The organism is Blautia stercoris, assembly GCF_054657695.1.
The window spans coordinates 1,256,588-1,274,788 of the sequence record NZ_BAAHYF010000001.1 but is presented as its reverse complement, the minus strand read 5'-3'; the positions used below and the strand labels follow the sequence as shown (position 1 = coordinate 1,274,788).

At 38.2% G+C, this 18,201-nt stretch carries 19 protein-coding genes, 1 tRNA gene and 2 pseudogenes; 21 read left to right on the top strand and 1 reads right to left on the bottom strand.

Annotated elements, in window-relative coordinates; genetic code table 11:
• Positions 1–39: 39 nt before the first annotated feature.
• From ACYQ2D_RS06125 to ACYQ2D_RS06035, 19 genes and pseudogenes are all read left to right on the top strand, one after another.
• A tRNA-Gly gene (locus tag ACYQ2D_RS06125) sits at positions 40–110 on the top strand.
• 67 nt (positions 111–177) lie between these two features.
• Positions 178–1,119: an AAA family ATPase gene (locus tag ACYQ2D_RS06120; RefSeq protein WP_459784901.1), complete on the top strand. Its 942-nt coding sequence runs from the start codon at positions 178–180 to the stop codon at positions 1,117–1,119.
• An 11-nt stretch (positions 1,120–1,130) separates the two neighbouring features.
• Positions 1,131–2,858 carry a vWA domain-containing protein gene (locus tag ACYQ2D_RS06115; RefSeq protein WP_118701093.1) on the top strand — a complete coding sequence of 576 codons (1,728 nt, stop codon included), beginning with the start codon at positions 1,131–1,133 and terminating at the stop codon, positions 2,856–2,858.
• Positions 2,859–4,157, top strand: a complete 1,299-nt coding sequence (locus ACYQ2D_RS06110) for a putative ABC transporter permease (RefSeq protein WP_118701038.1) — start codon at positions 2,859–2,861, stop codon at positions 4,155–4,157. It abuts the gene before it with no gap.
• Between the two features lie 17 nt (positions 4,158–4,174).
• On the top strand, positions 4,175–4,399 hold the full coding sequence (locus ACYQ2D_RS06105; RefSeq protein WP_118701037.1) for a response regulator: 225 nt from the start codon (positions 4,175–4,177) through the stop codon (positions 4,397–4,399).
• Positions 4,400–4,554: 155 nt separating this feature from the next.
• Positions 4,555–5,124, top strand: a pseudogene (locus ACYQ2D_RS06100) (GH36-type glycosyl hydrolase domain-containing protein); the annotation flags it as partial.
• Positions 5,121–6,455: pseudogene (locus ACYQ2D_RS06095) on the top strand (glycoside hydrolase family 3 N-terminal domain-containing protein); the annotation flags it as partial. The pseudogenes ACYQ2D_RS06100 and ACYQ2D_RS06095, both read left to right, overlap by 4 nt.
• 177 nt (positions 6,456–6,632) lie before the next feature.
• Positions 6,633–7,403: a tRNA threonylcarbamoyladenosine dehydratase gene (locus ACYQ2D_RS06090; protein ID WP_022303710.1), complete on the top strand. Its 771-nt coding sequence runs from the start codon at positions 6,633–6,635 to the stop codon at positions 7,401–7,403.
• Between the two features lie 112 nt (positions 7,404–7,515).
• Positions 7,516–8,202, top strand: coding sequence for a WecB/TagA/CpsF family glycosyltransferase (locus ACYQ2D_RS06085; protein WP_459784900.1), 687 nt, complete (start codon positions 7,516–7,518; stop codon positions 8,200–8,202).
• A gap of 229 nt (positions 8,203–8,431) precedes the next feature.
• Positions 8,432–9,520, top strand: a complete 1,089-nt coding sequence (locus ACYQ2D_RS06080; protein ID WP_022303712.1) for a PucR family transcriptional regulator — start codon at positions 8,432–8,434, stop codon at positions 9,518–9,520.
• 44 nt (positions 9,521–9,564) lie between these two features.
• On the top strand, positions 9,565–10,251 hold the full coding sequence (ftsE, locus tag ACYQ2D_RS06075) for a cell division ATP-binding protein FtsE (RefSeq protein ID WP_022303713.1): 687 nt from the start codon (positions 9,565–9,567) through the stop codon (positions 10,249–10,251).
• Positions 10,241–11,152 carry a permease-like cell division protein FtsX gene (gene ftsX / locus ACYQ2D_RS06070; RefSeq protein WP_117455248.1) on the top strand — a complete coding sequence of 304 codons (912 nt, stop codon included), beginning with the start codon at positions 10,241–10,243 and terminating at the stop codon, positions 11,150–11,152. The genes ftsE and ftsX overlap by 11 nt, the downstream gene beginning before the upstream one ends.
• Positions 11,153–11,249: 97 nt before the next feature.
• Entirely contained in the window at positions 11,250–12,434 is a 1,185-nt protein-coding gene (locus ACYQ2D_RS06065) for a S41 family peptidase (protein WP_459784897.1), read from the top strand.
• Positions 12,435–12,468: 34 nt separating this feature from the next.
• Complete coding sequence (locus tag ACYQ2D_RS06060; protein WP_117455252.1) at positions 12,469–13,338, top strand: DegV family protein; 870 nt, start codon at positions 12,469–12,471, stop codon at positions 13,336–13,338.
• A 51-nt stretch (positions 13,339–13,389) separates the two neighbouring features.
• Positions 13,390–14,304: a DUF2156 domain-containing protein gene (locus ACYQ2D_RS06055; RefSeq protein WP_187558230.1), complete on the top strand. Its 915-nt coding sequence runs from the start codon at positions 13,390–13,392 to the stop codon at positions 14,302–14,304.
• A gap of 19 nt (positions 14,305–14,323) precedes the next feature.
• The gene (locus ACYQ2D_RS06050; protein WP_459784896.1) at positions 14,324–14,995 is read left to right on the top strand and encodes a GNAT family N-acetyltransferase; all 672 of its coding nucleotides are present in this window, start codon (positions 14,324–14,326) and stop codon (positions 14,993–14,995) included.
• Positions 14,955–15,338 (top strand): sterol carrier protein domain-containing protein, encoded by a 384-nt coding sequence (locus ACYQ2D_RS06045; protein ID WP_459784895.1) that lies wholly within the window; start codon positions 14,955–14,957, stop codon positions 15,336–15,338. Before ACYQ2D_RS06050 ends, ACYQ2D_RS06045 begins: the two co-directional genes overlap by 41 nt.
• Positions 15,339–15,444: 106 nt before the next feature.
• Positions 15,445–15,732 carry a hypothetical protein gene (locus ACYQ2D_RS06040; protein WP_022303719.1) on the top strand — a complete coding sequence of 96 codons (288 nt, stop codon included), beginning with the start codon at positions 15,445–15,447 and terminating at the stop codon, positions 15,730–15,732.
• Between the two features lie 72 nt (positions 15,733–15,804).
• Positions 15,805–16,581: an inositol monophosphatase family protein gene (locus ACYQ2D_RS06035; RefSeq protein ID WP_118701028.1), complete on the top strand. Its 777-nt coding sequence runs from the start codon at positions 15,805–15,807 to the stop codon at positions 16,579–16,581.
• A gap of 159 nt (positions 16,582–16,740) precedes the next feature.
• On the opposite strand, the gene ACYQ2D_RS06030 is transcribed toward ACYQ2D_RS06035, so the two are convergent.
• Positions 16,741–17,604 (bottom strand): AraC family transcriptional regulator, encoded by an 864-nt coding sequence (locus ACYQ2D_RS06030; RefSeq protein ID WP_459784894.1) that lies wholly within the window; start codon positions 17,602–17,604, stop codon positions 16,741–16,743.
• A 182-nt stretch (positions 17,605–17,786) separates the two neighbouring features.
• Between ACYQ2D_RS06030 and ACYQ2D_RS06025 the strand changes: the two genes are divergently transcribed.
• Entirely contained in the window at positions 17,787–17,915 is a 129-nt protein-coding gene (locus ACYQ2D_RS06025) for a hypothetical protein (protein ID WP_459784893.1), read from the top strand.
• Positions 17,863–18,195, top strand: a complete 333-nt coding sequence (locus tag ACYQ2D_RS06020; RefSeq protein WP_459784892.1) for a beta-L-arabinofuranosidase domain-containing protein — start codon at positions 17,863–17,865, stop codon at positions 18,193–18,195. The genes ACYQ2D_RS06025 and ACYQ2D_RS06020 overlap by 53 nt, the downstream gene beginning before the upstream one ends.
• Positions 18,196–18,201: the final 6 nt, after the last annotated feature.

Below are 18,201 nucleotides of genomic sequence, written 5' to 3'. Positions count from 1 at the left end.
TTTCTGAAAAGTGTGGTATTATAGTTAATGCATTGCGATGCGGGTGTAGTTCAGTGGTAGAACACCAGCCTTCCAAGCTGGATATGTGGGTTCGATTCCCATCACCCGCTTTTTTGTATTTATCATTAATTATGGCTTGTAAAATCAGATTTGATTTTACAGGCTATTTTTTTTATAATGAAAAATAAAAAAAGAAAGAAGCAAAAGACATTGAGAGATTTACTGGAACAATTAGAAATTAGAAAAGAGTTAGTGGAAGAAATCAGAAAAACCAGAGATTCTTTTTCTGTAGAAGAAACTCAAAAAAACAGGATTCCAATGCCGGATACCATTTATTATGGCAGGGAAATCTGGGAGCAGGCAGTCAGTGCTCTGTTATGTGGAAAGAATCTGCTCTTAGTTGGACATAAAGCAACGGGGAAAAATATTTTTGCAGAAAATCTGGCGGGAGTGTTTCAAAGACCGAAGTGGGATATTTCTTTTCATGTGGCAACAGATGCCGCATCTTTGATTGGAATGGATACGTTTAAAAATGGAGAGGTGCAGTTTCGTCCGGGACCGATTTACAATGCAGCCAAATACGGAGGCTTTGCGATTTTAGATGAAATTAATATGGCAAAGAGCGAGGCAATGGCAGTCTTACATTCGACTTTGGATTTTAGAAGGTGTATTGATGTTCCGGGATATGAGCGTATGAAACTGCATCCGGCGACCAGACTGATTGCCACAATGAATTATGGATATTTTGGAACAAAAGAACTGAATGAAGCTCTGGTATCGAGATTTGTTGTGATAAAGATGCCAATGATTTCAACAGGGAATCTGGTAAAACTAATTTTAGATCAATATCCGGCAATGAGAAAGAAGATGGCAGTCGAATTTGCTGAAGTATTTTTGGAACTCCAGAAAAAATGTGAACATGGTGAACTTTCGTCAAAAGCATTAGATCTTCGAGGATTATTAGATGCGATTGCATTGATAGAAAAAGGGGTGTCAGTTTATACAGCACTTGATATGGGAATTACGAATAAAACATTTGACGAGTATGAACAGACATTAATTCGGGATACCATTCGGGCAAGAATTTCACGAAAAGTGGAGCGAAAGGATATTTTTTGACTGAGGGAAAGATGGAAGAACAAGATAGAATAGAAGCAAAGCGAGCAAAAAATTTTATATGGTCAGCGGCACAGTGTTATGATTTTGAACCTCTTTTTCTGGCATTTTCCTTGGATGGAACGGCCGATATTTATCTGAATCTGATTATCGGACTTTGTTACAAATGGTATAATAGGGAAAAAATGGAAGAGTTTTTTGAGATGCTGAATGGGAAAAATCAGGAGACGCTTGAGGGGCTGTTCTGGATTGGACTGGAAAATGCAGTATATCAAAAGGAACAGACTAGTCGTTCTTCTTTAAAAGAATTGAGAAAGGAATATGCACAAGAAACAGTACGGCATTATCGAAGTCAGAAAGAATATTCACTGATTGACCGGATTCGAAATGGACACTGCAGTCAGATTCTTGGAAAATCGTCGGGATTAAAAAAAGAAGAACAGGCGCTTCTTTCGGAGTTTGATTTTTCAGGAAAAATGACACTAGAAGAAATGATAGAAAAAAGCAGTGAAGTGTTTGAACATTATTTTTCTTATAAGCCTGTTTTAAGAAAGAAAGAAACAGGAATTTATTTTTTACAGAGGGTTTCGTCTGCCTTTCATTCTTTTGGAAAGGTTAGTGCAACTTATGTACGGACAAAAAACTATGAAGATAAGAATGAGACAGAGGGTGGATATGCGGGAAGTTTGGAACAAAAAAAGCATTATTTGTTTCAATTTTCTTTAAAGAATAATCCGGAACAGGCAAAACAGTATGTAGAGGGGTGTTTTGGTCAAAGTATTTATAGTGAGTATGAACGGAAAGAAATAGAAAAACGGCTTTGTATTGGAAATCATAAGAATACGCATCTGCTGTTTACAAGGGGAGAGAAAGCAAAACAGAATGAAGAATCTGGTGAGATCCGGGAGTTTCAAAAACAGTGTCAGGTGCAGTATGAAAAGAATAAGGAATATTTTGAAAAGAATCGTGTGATTTATGAAAATAGTGCGAGAAAATTAGTACAGCAGCTTCGGATTTTTGTAGAAACACAAAAAGAACAATCTGTTGAACTGGCACGTTATGGAACAATCTATGCTCCAAAAGTATGGCAAGTAGTTTATCTTGGAAATCCCAGAGTGTTTGAACAAAAAGAAGAAAAAGAATGTCCGGAATTTTCGGTTGATATTTTAATGGATGCCTCTTCTTCGAGAAAAAAACAGCAAGAATTTATTTCTGCACAAGCCTGTGTGCTTACAAAGGCACTTAGAACATGCCAGATTCCATTTCAGATTTCTTCTTATTGTAGTATCCGGGGATTTACTGTGATGCGCATTTTTAAAGAGTATGAAAAAAAACAAAGGGAAGAGGAGCTGTTTCACTATGTTTCGGCCGGAAATAACAGGGATGGTCTTGCGCTTCGGGCAGCGGGATATCTGATGGAAAAGAGCCAAAAAGAGAAAAAACTGCTTTTAGTGCTTACGGATGCAAGTCCGCAGGATGATCAGGAAATCGGAGAGGGAGTGTTTTACAAAAATAATGAATATATGGATGAAATTGCCGTTTTAGATACCGAAAAAGAAGTTCATGCACTAAGACAGAAAGGAATCGAAGTAATTGGAATTTTTACGGGAGGCAGTCGTGAGATGGAAACTGCGCAGAGAATTTTTGGAAGAGACTGGATAAAGATTCAAGATATGAATCAGTTTTCAGAAGCAGTTGGAAAGATTCTCAGGCAAAAGCTGTACGAGAGAGGAGGAGTTTAGATGAATCAATTTACGGGATATGAATTATTATGGCTGTTTCTAATTTATTCTTTTTTGGGATGGGTGTTGGAGACAGTCATTGCAACCGTAAGACAGCGAAAGGTGGTAAATCGAGGATTAATCAATGGTCCGTTTTGTATTATTTATGGAATTGGCGCAGTATTGATTACCATATGGTTACAGGAACTGAGCGGATTATGGCTGTTTTTATTTTCGGCAGTTTATGCTTCTGTGGTAGAATGGATTGCAGGGCATCTGATTCAGAAAATTTATCATGAGAGATGGTGGGATTATTCAGATATTAAGTGGAATCTGGATGGATATATCTGCCTTCCATTTTCAATCATCTGGGGTGCATTAGGCTATGTAATTGTAAAATGGAGCAATCGGCTCTTGCTTGATTTTCTAAATATCTGTCCGGAATTTTTAATTCATTTTATTCTTTTGATTTTAATCGGAGCTTTGGCATTTGATGCACTGGCCTCTTATATTTTGCTTCGAGGAACAAGTGAAAAACTGGAAAAATGGGAGGAAGCAAACAATCGTTTTGTTTCTATCAGTGCTAAAATTGCAAGATGGATTACGGTACATGTACAGTCACGTATTCATAAGGCGTATCCAAAGGCTGTGAAAGCCGAGGCAGTGACTGCCAGTAAAGAGATATTTGCGGCAGGATGTGGTTTTTATAAAATAGTGATGCTGTTTTTCATCGGGGCATTTTTAGGAGATATCACAGAGACGATTTTCTGCCGTATCACAGCAGGCATATGGATGAGCAGAAGCAGTGTGGTGTGGGGACCTTTTAGTATTGTATGGGGGCTTGCAATTGGTGCAGTTACTGCCTTACTTTATAAATATAAAGACAAAAGTGACAGTTTTTTATTTACCGCAGGAACTTTGCTTGGCGGAGCCTATGAGTATTTGTGTAGTGTATTTACCGAAATGATGTTTGGAAAAGTATTCTGGGATTATAGCAAGATTCCATTTAACCTGGGTGGAAGAATTAACCTATTATATTGCTTTTTCTGGGGAATTGCGGCTGTTGTATGGTTCAAGAAATTATTTCCGTTTTTTGAAAAAGGAATTGAAAAGATACCGATAAAAATTGGAAAAATGGTGACCTGGGTTTTAATTGTATTCATGAGTTGTAATATTATGATGTCCTGTCTGGCACTCATTCGATATGATGAGAGAAGCAGTCAGGTGGAGGCAAAAAACAGTCTTCAAATCTGGCTGGATCAGCATTATGATGATAAGACGATGCAGAGAATTTATCCAAATGCAATAGAAGCAAAATAAATGAGAAATATTTTTTAATGGATATTCAGATACCGATTATGGATGGCTGGGAGGCTACAAAAGTAATTTGTAAGAGACCAAGAGTGGATGCGAATCTTCCAATTTTTGCAATGTCTGCAAATGTATTTTTGGAAGACCAGAGGCGGTTACTTGAGGTTGGAATGAATAGTCATATTAATAAACCAGTGGACTACGATGAAGTACGTCGGCTGATTGGGGAACAGATGTATCTGAGAAAATAATTATTGGGGACGGAGTTTTCTGGCTTAAAATGCCAGAAAACTCCGTCCCCAATATGTTTAGGTCATGAATTTGATATTTTTAAGGATAATCTTGTATATCACACTTCCGAAAAAAGATATATTAAACACAAAGAAGTGAGAGGAGATTTAAAAATATGAAATATGGATATTTTGATGAGGAAAGAAAGGAGTATGTAATTACAAGACCAGACACACCGGCACCTTGGGTAAACTATCTTGGTTCTCCGGAATATGGAGCGATTGTATCGAATAATGCGGGAGGATACAGCTTTGCAAAATCAGGAGCAAATGGACGAATTCTGCGTTATATCTTTAATCAGTTTGACCAGCCGGGAAGATATATTTACTTAAGAGATAATGAAACAACAGATTACTGGTCTGCATCTTGGCAGCCGGTAGGAAAAGACCTTGAAAGTTATAAAAGTGAATGTCATCATGGAACTGCTTATACAAAAATGATAGCAGATTATAGCGAAATCCGTTCAGAAGTAAGATATTATGTACCGTTAAATCAGTCTTATGAAGTATGGAATTTAAGTGTTACTAATGCTTCCCCAAAAGAACGGGAACTTAGCATTATCGGCTATGCAGAATTTACAAATAATAGTAATTATGAGCAGGACCAGGTAAATCTTCAGTACTCCCAGTTTATCACGAGAACAGTATTTAAAGAGAACCGTGTACGTCAGATGATTCATGCAAATCAAGAGAATTAAAGCCCGGAGAAACACAAAATCTGGAAATTAAAGTAGAACAAAAAGCATTTGCGAGTTTTGTTGAGAAAAAACATGTGTGGATGATAGAAGAGGGAAATTATGGAATATGGATTGGAAATTGCTTGGATACGGCAAAATTGAGTGCACAGATTAAAATAGAAAGCGATGTAGAACTTGAAGAAACAGAAAAATTAGAATTCCAGTCAGATTTAATTGAAAACCAGTACAAGAGACAAATGGTGCAAGAAGATAAGCAATTTTCAACATGTATATTTGTTCCGAAGAAAGAAAAGAGTATAGCCTATCGGGATGTGCTAGAAGAAAAATATGAGGTGGAGGAACTGATTCCACTTTTATATGGAAATATTTCAGAAACAACAAGTACTTTAGGAGCAGCAGGAATTAAAGTTCCAGGTACAGCAGGTGAAACGACAGAAGCATTATTTGATAAATATAAAATTCCGTCTTTAATTATGGCAGACGGTCCGGCGGGGATTCGACTACAGCAGTGCTATGAAGTGGATAGAAAAACAGATACGGTCTATGGAATTGGTGTGCTTGGAGCTTTGGAAAATGGATTCCTTGTAAAACAGGAAAAACATGAAGATACAGATACTTATTATCAGTTTTGTACGGCATTTCCAGTAGGGACAGTGCTTGCACAGGCATGGAATGTTGAACTTATGGAAGAATTTGGAAAGAAAATTGCAGATGAAATGGAAGAGTTCCACATTCAGTTATGGCTTGCACCAGGATTGAATATACATAGAAATCCATTATGTGGTCGAAACTTTGAATATTATTCAGAAGACCCAATCCTTGCAGGAACTTTAACAGCAGCAGTTACAAAAGGCGTGCAGAGTAAAAAAAGTTGTGGTGTAACCATTAAACATTTTGCATGTAATAATCAGGAAGATAACAGAATGGGAGTAGATGTTCATATTTCAGAACGTGCGCTTCGTGAGATTTATCTCAGAGGATTTGAAATTGCAGTAAAAAACAGTAATCCAGTTGCAATGATGTCTTCTTATAATCTGGTGAATGGAGTACATGCTGCAAATAGTAAGGATCTTTGTACAAAAATTGCAAGAGAAGAATGGGGATTTGAAGGTGTGATAATGTCTGACTGGAATACGACGGTTCCGGAAGATGGAAGTATTCCGTGGAAATGTGTAGCAGCCGGAAATGATATTATTATGCCGGGAAATATGGATGATGATAAAAACATAAGAGAAGCCTATCATTTGGGAAAAATTTCAGAAGAAGAAATTAGAAAAAGCGCTGGACGGATTCTTAAAATGATTGAGAAATTAGTATAAGCCATCAGGTAAATTATTAGAGCAAAGTTTTATGCTTTAAAATGCCACAAAACTCCGTCCCCAATGTCTTGACAAGTGGGAACAGATATTATAAAATCAACATATTAGACGAATAGGTTATGAAGGCGGATGTAAGGAAAGATGCATCCGCCTCTTTATGATATAAGGAGTGAAGAAATGTTAAATCAATTTTCAAGAACAGAATTGCTGTTGGGAAAAGAGGCAATGGAACGTCTGGAAAATTCCAGAGTTGCGGTGTTTGGTGTCGGAGGTGTTGGCGGTTATGTCTGTGAAGCACTGGTTAGAAGTGGAGTCGGAGCATTTGACTTGATTGATGATGATAAGGTCTGCCTGACCAACTTAAACCGACAGATTATTGCGACAAGAAAAACGGTGGGTAAATACAAGGTAGATGTGATGAAAGAGCGAATCCTTGAGATTAATCCAAAGGCGGATGTTCGAATTCATAAGACCTTTTTTCTACCTGAAAATGCAGATGAATTTCCATTTGAGGAATATGATTATGTGGTAGATGCAGTGGACACCGTGACAGCGAAACTGGAACTTGTCATGAAGGCAAAAGAGAAAAATATTCCGATTATCAGCAGTATGGGGGCAGGAAATAAATTAGATGCGAGTGCATTTAAAGTAGCAGATATTTATAAGACAAAAGTCTGCCCGCTTGCAAAAGTCATGAGAAGAGAACTGAAAAAAAGAGGTATAAAGAAATTAAAAGTCGTTTATTCAGAAGAACAGCCAATCCGTCCAATTGAGGATATGTCAATCAGCTGTAGAACCAACTGTATCTGCCCTCCCGGAGCAAAACATAAATGTACGGAACGACGTAATATTCCGGGAAGTACGGCATTTGTTCCATCGGTAGCCGGTCTGATTATAGCAGGTGAAGTGATTAAAGATTTGTGTAAGAAAAACGAATGTTTTTTATAGACAGGAACTGTCTCTGTGAGGGGACAAGGGTTGAAAAAATCACTCCATTCTGCTATAGTAAAAAGACAAACACGTGATGAACCACGTTACTAAAAATTACTGGAGAAGTTTTATGAGTGAAAAAATACAAGTTCTGGGTATTTCAGTTGAGAAATGCTATGTGGACGAAGTAATGGACAATATTAACGAAAACTGGAACAGGGATGATGTTCTGGCAACTTACGGTGTGATTAACATGAAAATTCTTCTTGCAGCGCAGAAAGATGAGGAACTTAAGGAATACATCGACAGTCTGGATAAGGGAGTTGTGGATGAACCGGAAGTATTAGAGGCTGCAAATATGGATGACACGCGTATGGAAGAGGAAGTGCTTGGGCATAGTTTCTTTGCAACCTTGTTCTGGTATCTCTCCCGTTATCAGAATCAGATTTATCTGCTTGGAGAGACGGAAGAAGAGGCCAATGCATTTTTTAATTACGTCAAGGAGAAATATCCTGAAATCGTGGTTCTTGGAAAGGGCAGTTTAAAAGATGGCAGTGAGGATGACTGCGATAAGATTATCAATGATATTAATGCATTTGCACCACAGGCGGTTTTAGGGTGTTCCGGAGATTTCAGTATCGAGCGTTTTGTAAAAAAACATCGAAAAAAAATGAATACAAGAGTTTTTTTCTGTCTTGGAGAACGTGCAGAAATCCAGAAAGAAACCGGTGTAAAAAAACGCTGGTTGGAAAAAATACTGGAGAAAAATTCTTTTAAAAAATTAGTCTCCCAGTTCAATGAGGATGAGAAAAATTAAGAGACATCACTGCAAAAATGATAAAGAGAAAATATGAACAAAATGTTACATTTTGAAAAAAATATGTAATATTTTGCATTTTCCCTTTATTTTTTTTCTGTTATGTATTACTATATAAAGTGAGGTTTTTGTTTTTTGGGGAAAGAACAATGCGTGTCAGAACAGCCAAAAAAAGAAAGTTAAAGCTGTATGGCGTAGAATAAACTATATGATGAAAGAGGGTATATACATGATTTCAAACCAGGTATTACAGAACACGTTAGATGGACTTCGTTCCATAACCAGAACAGATTTGTGCATTACTGATACAGAAGGGAAAGTGCTCGCATCGACCTTTTCTGAAACTGTATGTACAGAGGATGAAGTGTTGGCTTTTGCACAGTCACAAGCAGACAGTCAGGTAATTAAAGGATATCAGTATTTTAAAGTGCATGATGACCATCAGTTAGAATATATACTGGTGATTAACAGTGCAGGAGAGGATGTCTATACACTTGGAAAACTGGTTGTTTTTCAGATTCAGAGTCTTCTGACTGCATATAAAGAGCGTTTTAACAAAGATAACTTTATTAAAAACCTGTTGTTAGATAATCTGCTTTTGGTTGATATTCATAACAGAGCAAAGAAATTACACATCGAAGTTGACCAGCGCAGGGTTGTATTTATTCTGGAAACCAACCAGGATAAAGACTATGGTTCTTTAGAGAACGTAAAAAATGTTCTCGGAGGAAAGAATGGCGATTTTGTCACAGCAGTCGATGAGAAAAGTATTATTATTGTAAAAGAACTTTCAGAAAGCGACAGTTACCCACAGGTGGATAAAATTGCAAATACAATTCTGACAACCCTTGGAGTTGAAAAAGACAGCAATACCCACATTGCTTATGGTACGATTGTAAAAGAATTAAAAGAAGTATCACGTTCCTACAAAGAAGCACGTATGGCACTGGATGTTGGAAAGATTTTCTTTGGTGAAAAAGAAGTAATTGCCTACAGTTCACTTGGTATTGGACGTCTGATTTATCAGCTTCCGATTCCACTTTGTAAAATGTTCATTCGGGAAATATTCGACAGCAAATCACCGGATGATTTTGACGAAGAAACTTTGACTACAATCAACAAATTTTTTGAGAACAGCCTGAATGTTTCAGAGACCTCCAGACAGTTGTATATACACAGAAATACCCTGGTTTACCGTCTGGATAAACTGCAAAAGAGTACAGGTCTGGATTTGCGGGTGTTTGAAGATGCAATTACATTTAAGATTGCGTTGATGGTAGTAAAATACATGAAGTATATGGAAACACTTGATTACTGATATCTTAAAGAGGGGTCAGATATCAGGAAAACAGGAGGATTTTTATGATTGATTTAAATGGCGTGAGTAAATCATACAGCAAGGGTCAGCCGGCACTTGACAATGTGAGTCTGCACGTAGATGAGGGTGAATTTGTTTTTATCGTAGGAAACAGCGGTTCAGGTAAATCTACCCTGATTAAGCTTCTGTTGAAAGAACTTGATCCGACAGCCGGAACAATTACAGTAAATGGCTATGCATTAAATAAGTTAAGACGCGGAAAGGTCGCAAAATACCGCAGGGGAATTGGAGTTGTATTCCAGGATTTCCGTCTGCTCAAAGACAGAAATGTCTATGAAAACGTGGCATTTGCACAGAGGGTAATTGAAAAACCGACACGTGTGATTAAAAAACGAGTGCCGGAAGTATTGACTTTGGTAGGTCTTGCAGAAAAATATAAATCTCGTCCGGATCAGCTCTCCGGTGGAGAACAACAGAGGGTGGCACTTGCAAGAGCACTTGTAAACCGTCCAAACATTCTGCTTGCCGATGAGCCGACCGGAAACCTTGACCCGAAGAACTCTTTTGAAATTATGAAACTGCTTGAGGAAATTAATGAGCGCGGAACGACCGTTCTTGTAGTTACCCATAACAGAGAAATCGTAAATGCATTTAAGAAACGTGTAATTACGATGAAGAAAGGCGTCATCATCAGCGACGAACAAGAAGGTGGATATCAGTATGAGAGTTAGTACGATGACATACATATTGAAACAGGGATTTAAAAATATCTGGAGAAATATCCGATTTTCCCTGGCATCGATTGCAACTATGGCAGCCTGTATTTTCCTGTTTGGAATTTTCCTCTCTCTGGTTATGAACTTCCGTTACATGGTTCATTCCGCAGAAGAAGGAGTAGCAGTTGTCGTTTATTTTGATGAGGGTGTGAAACAGGAACAGATTGATGATATCGGTTCTAAAATCAAAAAAATGTCGGAAGTAGAACGTGCAGAGTATGTATCTGCAGACCAGGCATGGGAAGCATTTCGGGATGAATACCTTGGTGGTGATGACACACTTGCAGAAGGATTCCGTGATCAGGATAATCCTCTTGCAAATTCAGCGAGTTATCAGGTTTATTTAAAAAATGTAGAATCACAGGATAAAGTAGTAAAAGAAATTGAAAAGATGGATGGCGTGCGTCAGGTAAGCCAGTCACAGTCGGCTGCAAAAACCCTGTCTACATTCAATAAACTGATTGGATATGTATCATTAGCAATTATTTTTATCTTACTTGCGGTTGCATTTTTCCTTATCAGCAATACTATCACAATGGGTATTTCTGTACGACAGGAAGAGATTGGAATTATGAAGCTGATTGGTGCAACGGATTTCTTTGTAAGAGTTCCATTTGTAATTGAAGGAATTATTCTGGGAATTATCGGTGCAGTAATTCCGATGGCAGTGCTGTATGGACTTTATAATCAGGTCATTAACTATGTAATGACAAAATTCCATCTTCTCACAGGCTTCCTTCAGTTCCTTGACGTATGGCATGTATTCAGAATTTTACTTCCGGTCGGGTTAGGTCTTGGAATTGGAATCGGATTCTTTGGAAGTATTCTTTCTGTAAGAAAACATTTAAGAGTATAATAAAAGTGTCAACAGAGATATTTAGGCAAATTAGAAGGAGGTATAGCCAGGAAAATTCTGGCTGTATCTCCTTGTTTTGTGAAAGGAGACAGAAAAGTTGGAAAAAAACAAAGTAAAGGGGTTTGTGACCGGTGTATTGTGTACCGTACTGATAGGCGGTGGGATATTTGGAGGACGCTATGTCTTGTCGAATAAAGACCATGCGGTAAATCAGGAATCGGTTCAGAAAGCAAAAGCAATCGAAAGCCTGATTGATAAATATTATCTGGATAAAATTGACAATGATGAACTGGAATCTTATCTCTATAAGGGGTTGATGGCTGGACTTGGCGACCCGTATTCTACTTATTATACAGCAGAAGAGTATAAAGAACTGACAGAAGACACCGAAGGGGTTTATCGTGGAATCGGTGTGACGATGCAAAAAGATGTGTCTACCGGAGCAGTGACCGTCGTAAAATGTTTTGAGGGAGCACCGGGAGCAGAAGCAGGATTACAGCCGCAGGATCAGTTAGTCAAGGTCAATGGCGAGGATATCACAGACAAAGAACTCAGTGAAGTCGTAAAAATGATAAAAACTTCGGAATCAGATACCGTGACACTGACTATTTTAAGAGAAGGCGAAAGCGATTACCGCGAAGTAGAAGTAACGCTTGATACCGTAGAAGCACCAATGGTAGAACATGAAATGCTGGATAATAAGATCGGTTATATTACGATTAACCAGTTTGCAGAAACTACGGCGAGCCAGTATGAAACAGCTTTAGAAGATTTAAATAATCAGGGGATGGAGCGTCTGATTGTAGATGTCAGAGATAATCCGGGCGGACTTTTAACTTCTGTATGTGATGTCTTGGATTCGATGCTTCCGGAAGAACTGCTTGTTTATACCGAAGACAAAAATGGCAAGAAAAGTGAATATAATGCAACAGGCACTGACCAGTTTGACAAGCCGATGGTAATACTCGTAAATGGAAACAGTGCAAGTGCAGCAGAAATTTTTTCCGGTGCGCTTCAGGATTACAAAGTGGCAAAACTGGTAGGAACGACCACATTCGGAAAAGGAATTGTTCAGCAAATTTTTAATCTTTCTGATGGAAGTGCAGTAAAAATGACTATTTCCAAGTATTATACTCCGAGCGGAAGATGCATCCATGGAACAGGTTTAGAGCCGGATATTGAGGTGGATTTGCCGGATGAGTTAAAAAATCAGGTTAGTATTGATAAGAGTGAGGACACTCAGCTTCAAAAAGCGATTGAGACTCTAAAAGAAATGCAGTAAAATAAAAAAATAAAAAAGTTAGGAGAAACAGCCTATGTATAATTTTGTAATTCTGACAGATAATACCGTAGATATGCCAGTTGAATGGTTAAATGAACATGAGGTAGGTTATGAATGTCTTCCGTGCAGTATGAACGGAGTAGTTTATGATAAAAAGAATCCGATTGATACAAAGCTGTTTTACAGGCAGATGAGAGAAGGAGCAATGCCGACAACTTCCCAGATGAATCCGGCAATGGCAGAGGCAATGTTTGAGACTTATTTACAGGAGGGAAAAGACATTTTATATCTTGCCTTTTCTTCCGGTTTGTCAGGGACATGCAACAGTGCCCGCATAGCAGCAGAGGAATTAAAAGAAAAATATCCGGAAAGACAAATCAAGATAATGGATTCATTAGCTGCATCCATGGGGGAAGGGTTACTGCTCTATTATGCAGTAAAATTAAGAGACAAGGGAAAGAACCTGGATGAAATCTGTGACTGGCTGTTGGAAAACAGACTGCATCTGTGCCATGTATTTACAGTAGATGATTTAAATCATTTACACAGAGGCGGAAGAGTTTCCAAGGCAACTGCAGTTTTAGGAACACTGGCAAATATTAAACCGATGCTTCACGTAGATAATGAAGGAAAACTGATTTCAATTGGAAAAGTCAGAGGAAGAAAGAAATCTCTTGCAACGTTAGTTTCTATGATGGAAGAACGAATTGGAAAATATTGTGATAAAAATGAAGCCGTGTTTATCAGTCATGGAGATTGTGAGGCTGATGCCGAGTATGTGGCAGGACTGGTAAAAGAAAAATTTGGAATTGAAAATATTATGATTCATCCGATTAGTGCAACGATAGGAGCACATTCTGGTCCGGGGACAGTAGCGCTGTTTTTCCTTGGAGAATACCGCTAAAGAAAAAATCAGAGCTAAAAAAGCGATAGGAAGTAATTTTGGAGGAAGCAAATGAATTTAAACTTTAAACCGGTAGAAGCAGAAGATTTGGAAAAACTAAATCCGTTTTTCTGTAAACGACCGAATAAAACCTGTGACAGTGTGTTTTTAGACAGTTTTATCTGGAGAGAGTATTATAATGTAAGATATGCCGTCAGCGATAATAAGGCAATTTTATGGCTGATGGATTTAGATGGAAAAACAGGTTCTGCAATGCCGATTTGTAGTGAAGAAGATTTAGAATATTATTTTTGGAAATTGGTGGAATATTTTAATACAGAATTAAAGGCACCACTGTATATTAATCTGGCAGATGAAGAAGCCGTAGAACAGTTAGGTTTAAAAAATATGCCGGATAAATTTAAGATTACAGAACAGGTGGATTTAAAAGACTATCTGTATGATGGAAATGCAATGCGTACCTTGTCTGGAAAAAAACTGCATAAAAAGAAAAACCATTTAAATGCCTTTAAACGAGAATATGAGGGCAGATATGAGTACCGCCGTTTGTGTTGCTCGGACAGAGGTGATGTCTGGAAGTTTTTGGATCGCTGGAGAGAAGAAAAGGGCGAAGAGGTAGAAGAGCATCTGGATTATGAAGTGCGTGGAATCCATGAGATTTTAAAGAATTGTTCGCTTCTGAATGTCAGAATGAGCGGAGTTTATATTGATGGTCATTTAGAAGCCTTTACGATTGGAAGCTACAATCCGTTGGAACAGATGGCGGTGATTCATATTGAAAAGGCAAATCCGGAAATCAGAGGATTGTATCAGTTTATTAATCAGCAGTTTTTGATTGAAGAGTTTCCGGAGGCTGTTTTAATTAACCGTGAGGACGATTTAGGCTTAGAGGGATTAAGAAAAGCAAAACTTTCTTATAATCCAATTGACTATGCAAGAAAATATCAGGTAGAACAGATTTGGTAAATCGGAGTGTTGATTTGATATGAAGAATAGATATTTAAGCAACGAGGAAAAAAGAGCCTGTGAAGGGCTCTGGAGTGAAGCATTTTTCGAGGACAGTGATTCCTTTCGGGAATATTATTTTACAGAGAAAGTAAAGACAAATCGGATACTCGTGGCAGAAAAAGACGGACAAATTTTGTCTATGATTCATCGAAATCCCTATCAGTTGAATACTAAAAATCAAAAAGTAATCTGTGATTATCTGGTCGGTGTTGCAACGAAAATAGAAAACAGAGGTCAGGGATATATGCGAAGTCTCCTAAAACAGGCATTTTTGGATATGTATCAGGAGGATATGCCGTTTTGCTTTCTGATGCCGGCAGATCGTCGTATTTATGAGCCGTTTGATTTTGTGTATGTATTTGACCAGCCGGTGTGGGAATTAAAATCAAAAGACTGGCTGGAACAGGACGTGACAGAAGAGTCGGCGAAGGAAATCGCAGACTGGATGAATGAGTGGTTAAATGCACGGTATGATGTGTTTACATGGCGGGATGAGGATTATGTGAAAGTTCTGCTGAAAGAATTAAAAAGCGAAAATGGAAGGTTAGAAGCATTAAAAGCACCGGAAAAATCCACATCAGATAAAGGCATTAAGGGCAGAGTGGGGAATGGAGAAAAAAGAACAGCGTCTGCTTTATGCCAATGCTGATGACTGCAAAAAGATAAAACAAGAACCTGCAATTATGGTAAGAATCGTGAACCTTCCAGAGTTTTTGAAATATATTTGCCTGAAAGATAATGTAGCAGAGCAGGAAGTGCTTTATCAGTTAAAGGTAAGAGATAAACTGCTTGAAAAGAATGATGGAATCTGGATTTGGCATGTCAATCACAAGGAGTCTTTTGTTGAAGTATTCGATGGAAAAGTTTTTTGGAAAAAAGAGTCAGATGAGCAACAGGAGAAAAATTTACAAAAAGAACGAACCATAGAACTTGAAATTTCAGAACTGACATCGTGGTTATTGGGATATAAAATACCAGAAAAACATAAGTGAGACTGTAAAAGCAGAAATCTGTTGTATCAATAGGATTTTCTTGGATGAGATTGTTTAGTAAAGCTGTTTCATTCATGCAGCACAAGAGAAAAGAGGGAAAACGAGCATGCAAACAGAAGAAATGCTGGAAGAACTGTTAAAAAAGGCAAAGGTGGATATGTCACTTCGGCAGAAATTATTTGATACAAGAAATGAGAAAAATCCAGTTTCCGCATTTTGTAAAACTTGCAGAGAATTGGGATACGAAATCTATGATATGGATTTAATCAGCGCCGGAGAAGAATTTTACGCAGCCATGCGAAGAAGTACAAATGGTGGAGGAGAAAATTCTCCAATGCTGGAGGGTGAAGATGATTTCTATGAACTGTTTTTTGCAAGTCTGGAAAGTTTATAAGGAATCGTTCTGCTCCCATGCAGTTCTAATAAAGGTTAGAAATACATTGGAAAAGATAAAGAGGAAAAAGAAATGGAAATAGAAATACAAAATATTATTAAAATTGTGAAAGATGCAGCAGGAATTTTATCACAAAGAGATTTGATTGGAGATATCTCTGTGAAAGGTCCGGCTGATTTCGTAACTGAGGCAGATAAGGATATTCAGCAGTTTATCCAGGCGGAACTTCTGGTTCAGTATCCGGACATTCAGTTTCTTGGAGAAGAAGACAGCCAGAAAGAGGTAGATTTCTACGGAAAAATGTGGGTGCTTGACCCGGTTGACGGAACGACAAATCTGATTCATGATTATCGTTCCAGTGCAATTTCTCTGGCGTTGTTTGAGGCAGGAAAACCGGTTCTTGGAATTATTTATCAGCCATATACAAAGGAATTATTCTGGGCGCAGAAAGGAAAAGGGGCATTTCTTGGCACAGAAAGAATTTCTGTCAGTGAGGCTGGTTCTCTTTCTGAGAGTATTGTAAATGTTGGAACGTCTCCATATAAAAAAGAACTGGCAGACGAAAATTTTGAGCTGATTAAAAAGGTATTCTGTAAAAGTCAGGACATCAGACGAAGTGGTTCGGCTGCCTTAGACCTTGCATGGATTGCCTGCGGACGCAGCGATGCATTTTTTGAGCGCAATCTGAAATTATGGGATTTTGCAGCAGGCTGGATAATCATTGAAGAAGCAGGCGGAAAAATAGCAGATTTTAATGGTATGGAAATAAGACCGGTGATTGCTGCGGATATTGTTACCGGAACACCAAAAGTCTGTGAGGAGCTTTTGACACTTATCAAAGAAAATTGAACGCAGATAAGCATTCCCCCGCTTCAAGTATGCGGAGCACTAAGCGGCGGGTGAGGGGGATGCTTCTGTCAGTGGGAGTTGAAAGCTCCCGCTGACAGATCGCGAAGCGACTGCGTTCATGAGCAAGTAGCGAAGTGGATTGCGAATGTCCGCTTTACATTAAAAAGAAGCACGGAATTTAGAGGGAGAGACTCCATACTGCTTTTTGAAGGCTTTGCTTAAGTGAAATTCATCATAAAATCCGAAGTTCAGTGCAGCCTCGTGAAGTTTTGCGTCTGGTTGATGAATCAGAAAATCGCGTACCATTTCAAGTTTTGTCTCCATTTGATAAGCATAAAAGGTTTTCCCGTAATTTTTAAAAAAATGGTTATTTAAGGTACGGGCACAGATATAATAGCTGTCTGCAATTTCGGAAGCGGTATAAAAAACCTGAGGATTGGATTGAAGTTTCTGCGTAACCTCTTCCAAAAGGGAATCGGTTTTATGATTGGAGCAGATGTTATCATTTAATTCATGAATTTCGCAGAGCATAAGATTAAATAATAAAGAAATTCGATGTTCTTTCTGGGGGCTTTTCGACCAGTAGGCACGAATAATATTTTGAAAATAAGTGCGGATTAGAATCCGTTCTTTACAGTGCAATAAGGTATGGCATGGAAAAGTAGAAGAGGATTCCATTTTTTCCATGCTGTTTTTTGTGGATGAAAAACTCTGCCTTTTAGAATTAAGACCGTGTTTGCTGTCAGATTCCAAAGCGGTAGGAAGGACGTGCAGGTACATGTGACGATTGCCGGCATTGCAGGGAATCCGTCCATAGTGATGGCGTCCGGCAGATAGAATTAACAAATCATCTTTTGATAAATGATAAGCCTTGTCTTCTTCAAAGATTTCCCATTCTCCATCTAAAATATATAAAAAATCGTGCACATCCATAATCCGGTTTGGGTGAACCATTCCGTTTACGGAAGTGATATAATTTGCACCGGTTATCCGGCGGTCAGCCATTTCTTCTAAATTCAGCATAAAAAAATCCTCCTCTGAAACAGAATTAATACAGAATGATTAAAATCTGAAAATTCATATCTTTCCAAATTATACATGTAAATTTCCGAATTGGCAATGGATTCCACAGGCTCAAACTGCTAGAATAAATATAACGATATGAGTGTCAAAAGTACATCAAAATGATTTGGGAGGAAATTTACATGGACAAGACAAAATTCAGCAGACCACTTTCTTTAAAAAACGTACAGATTACGGATACATTCTGGAAAAAAAGAGATGGAATTAGTAAGGACAGAAGTAATTCCGTATCAGTGGAGAGCTTTAAATGATGAGGTAGAGGGTGCGGCACCAAGTTTTTGTATGCATAATTTTGAAGCAGCAGGCAGACAGAATAAGGAAAGAAGAGAGAAAGGAGCAGAATTTAAAGAGCCGGTTTATACATTTCGTGGATTTGAGACGCTTCCGGAAGACCCTGGACATCTCGAAGACAAGTTCTACGGATTTGTATTTCAAGACAGTGATTTTTATAAATGGATTGAAGCAGTTGGATATTCTTTAAGCCAGCATCCGGATGAAAAATTAGAGGGCGATTGCAGATGGTGCGATTGATATTGT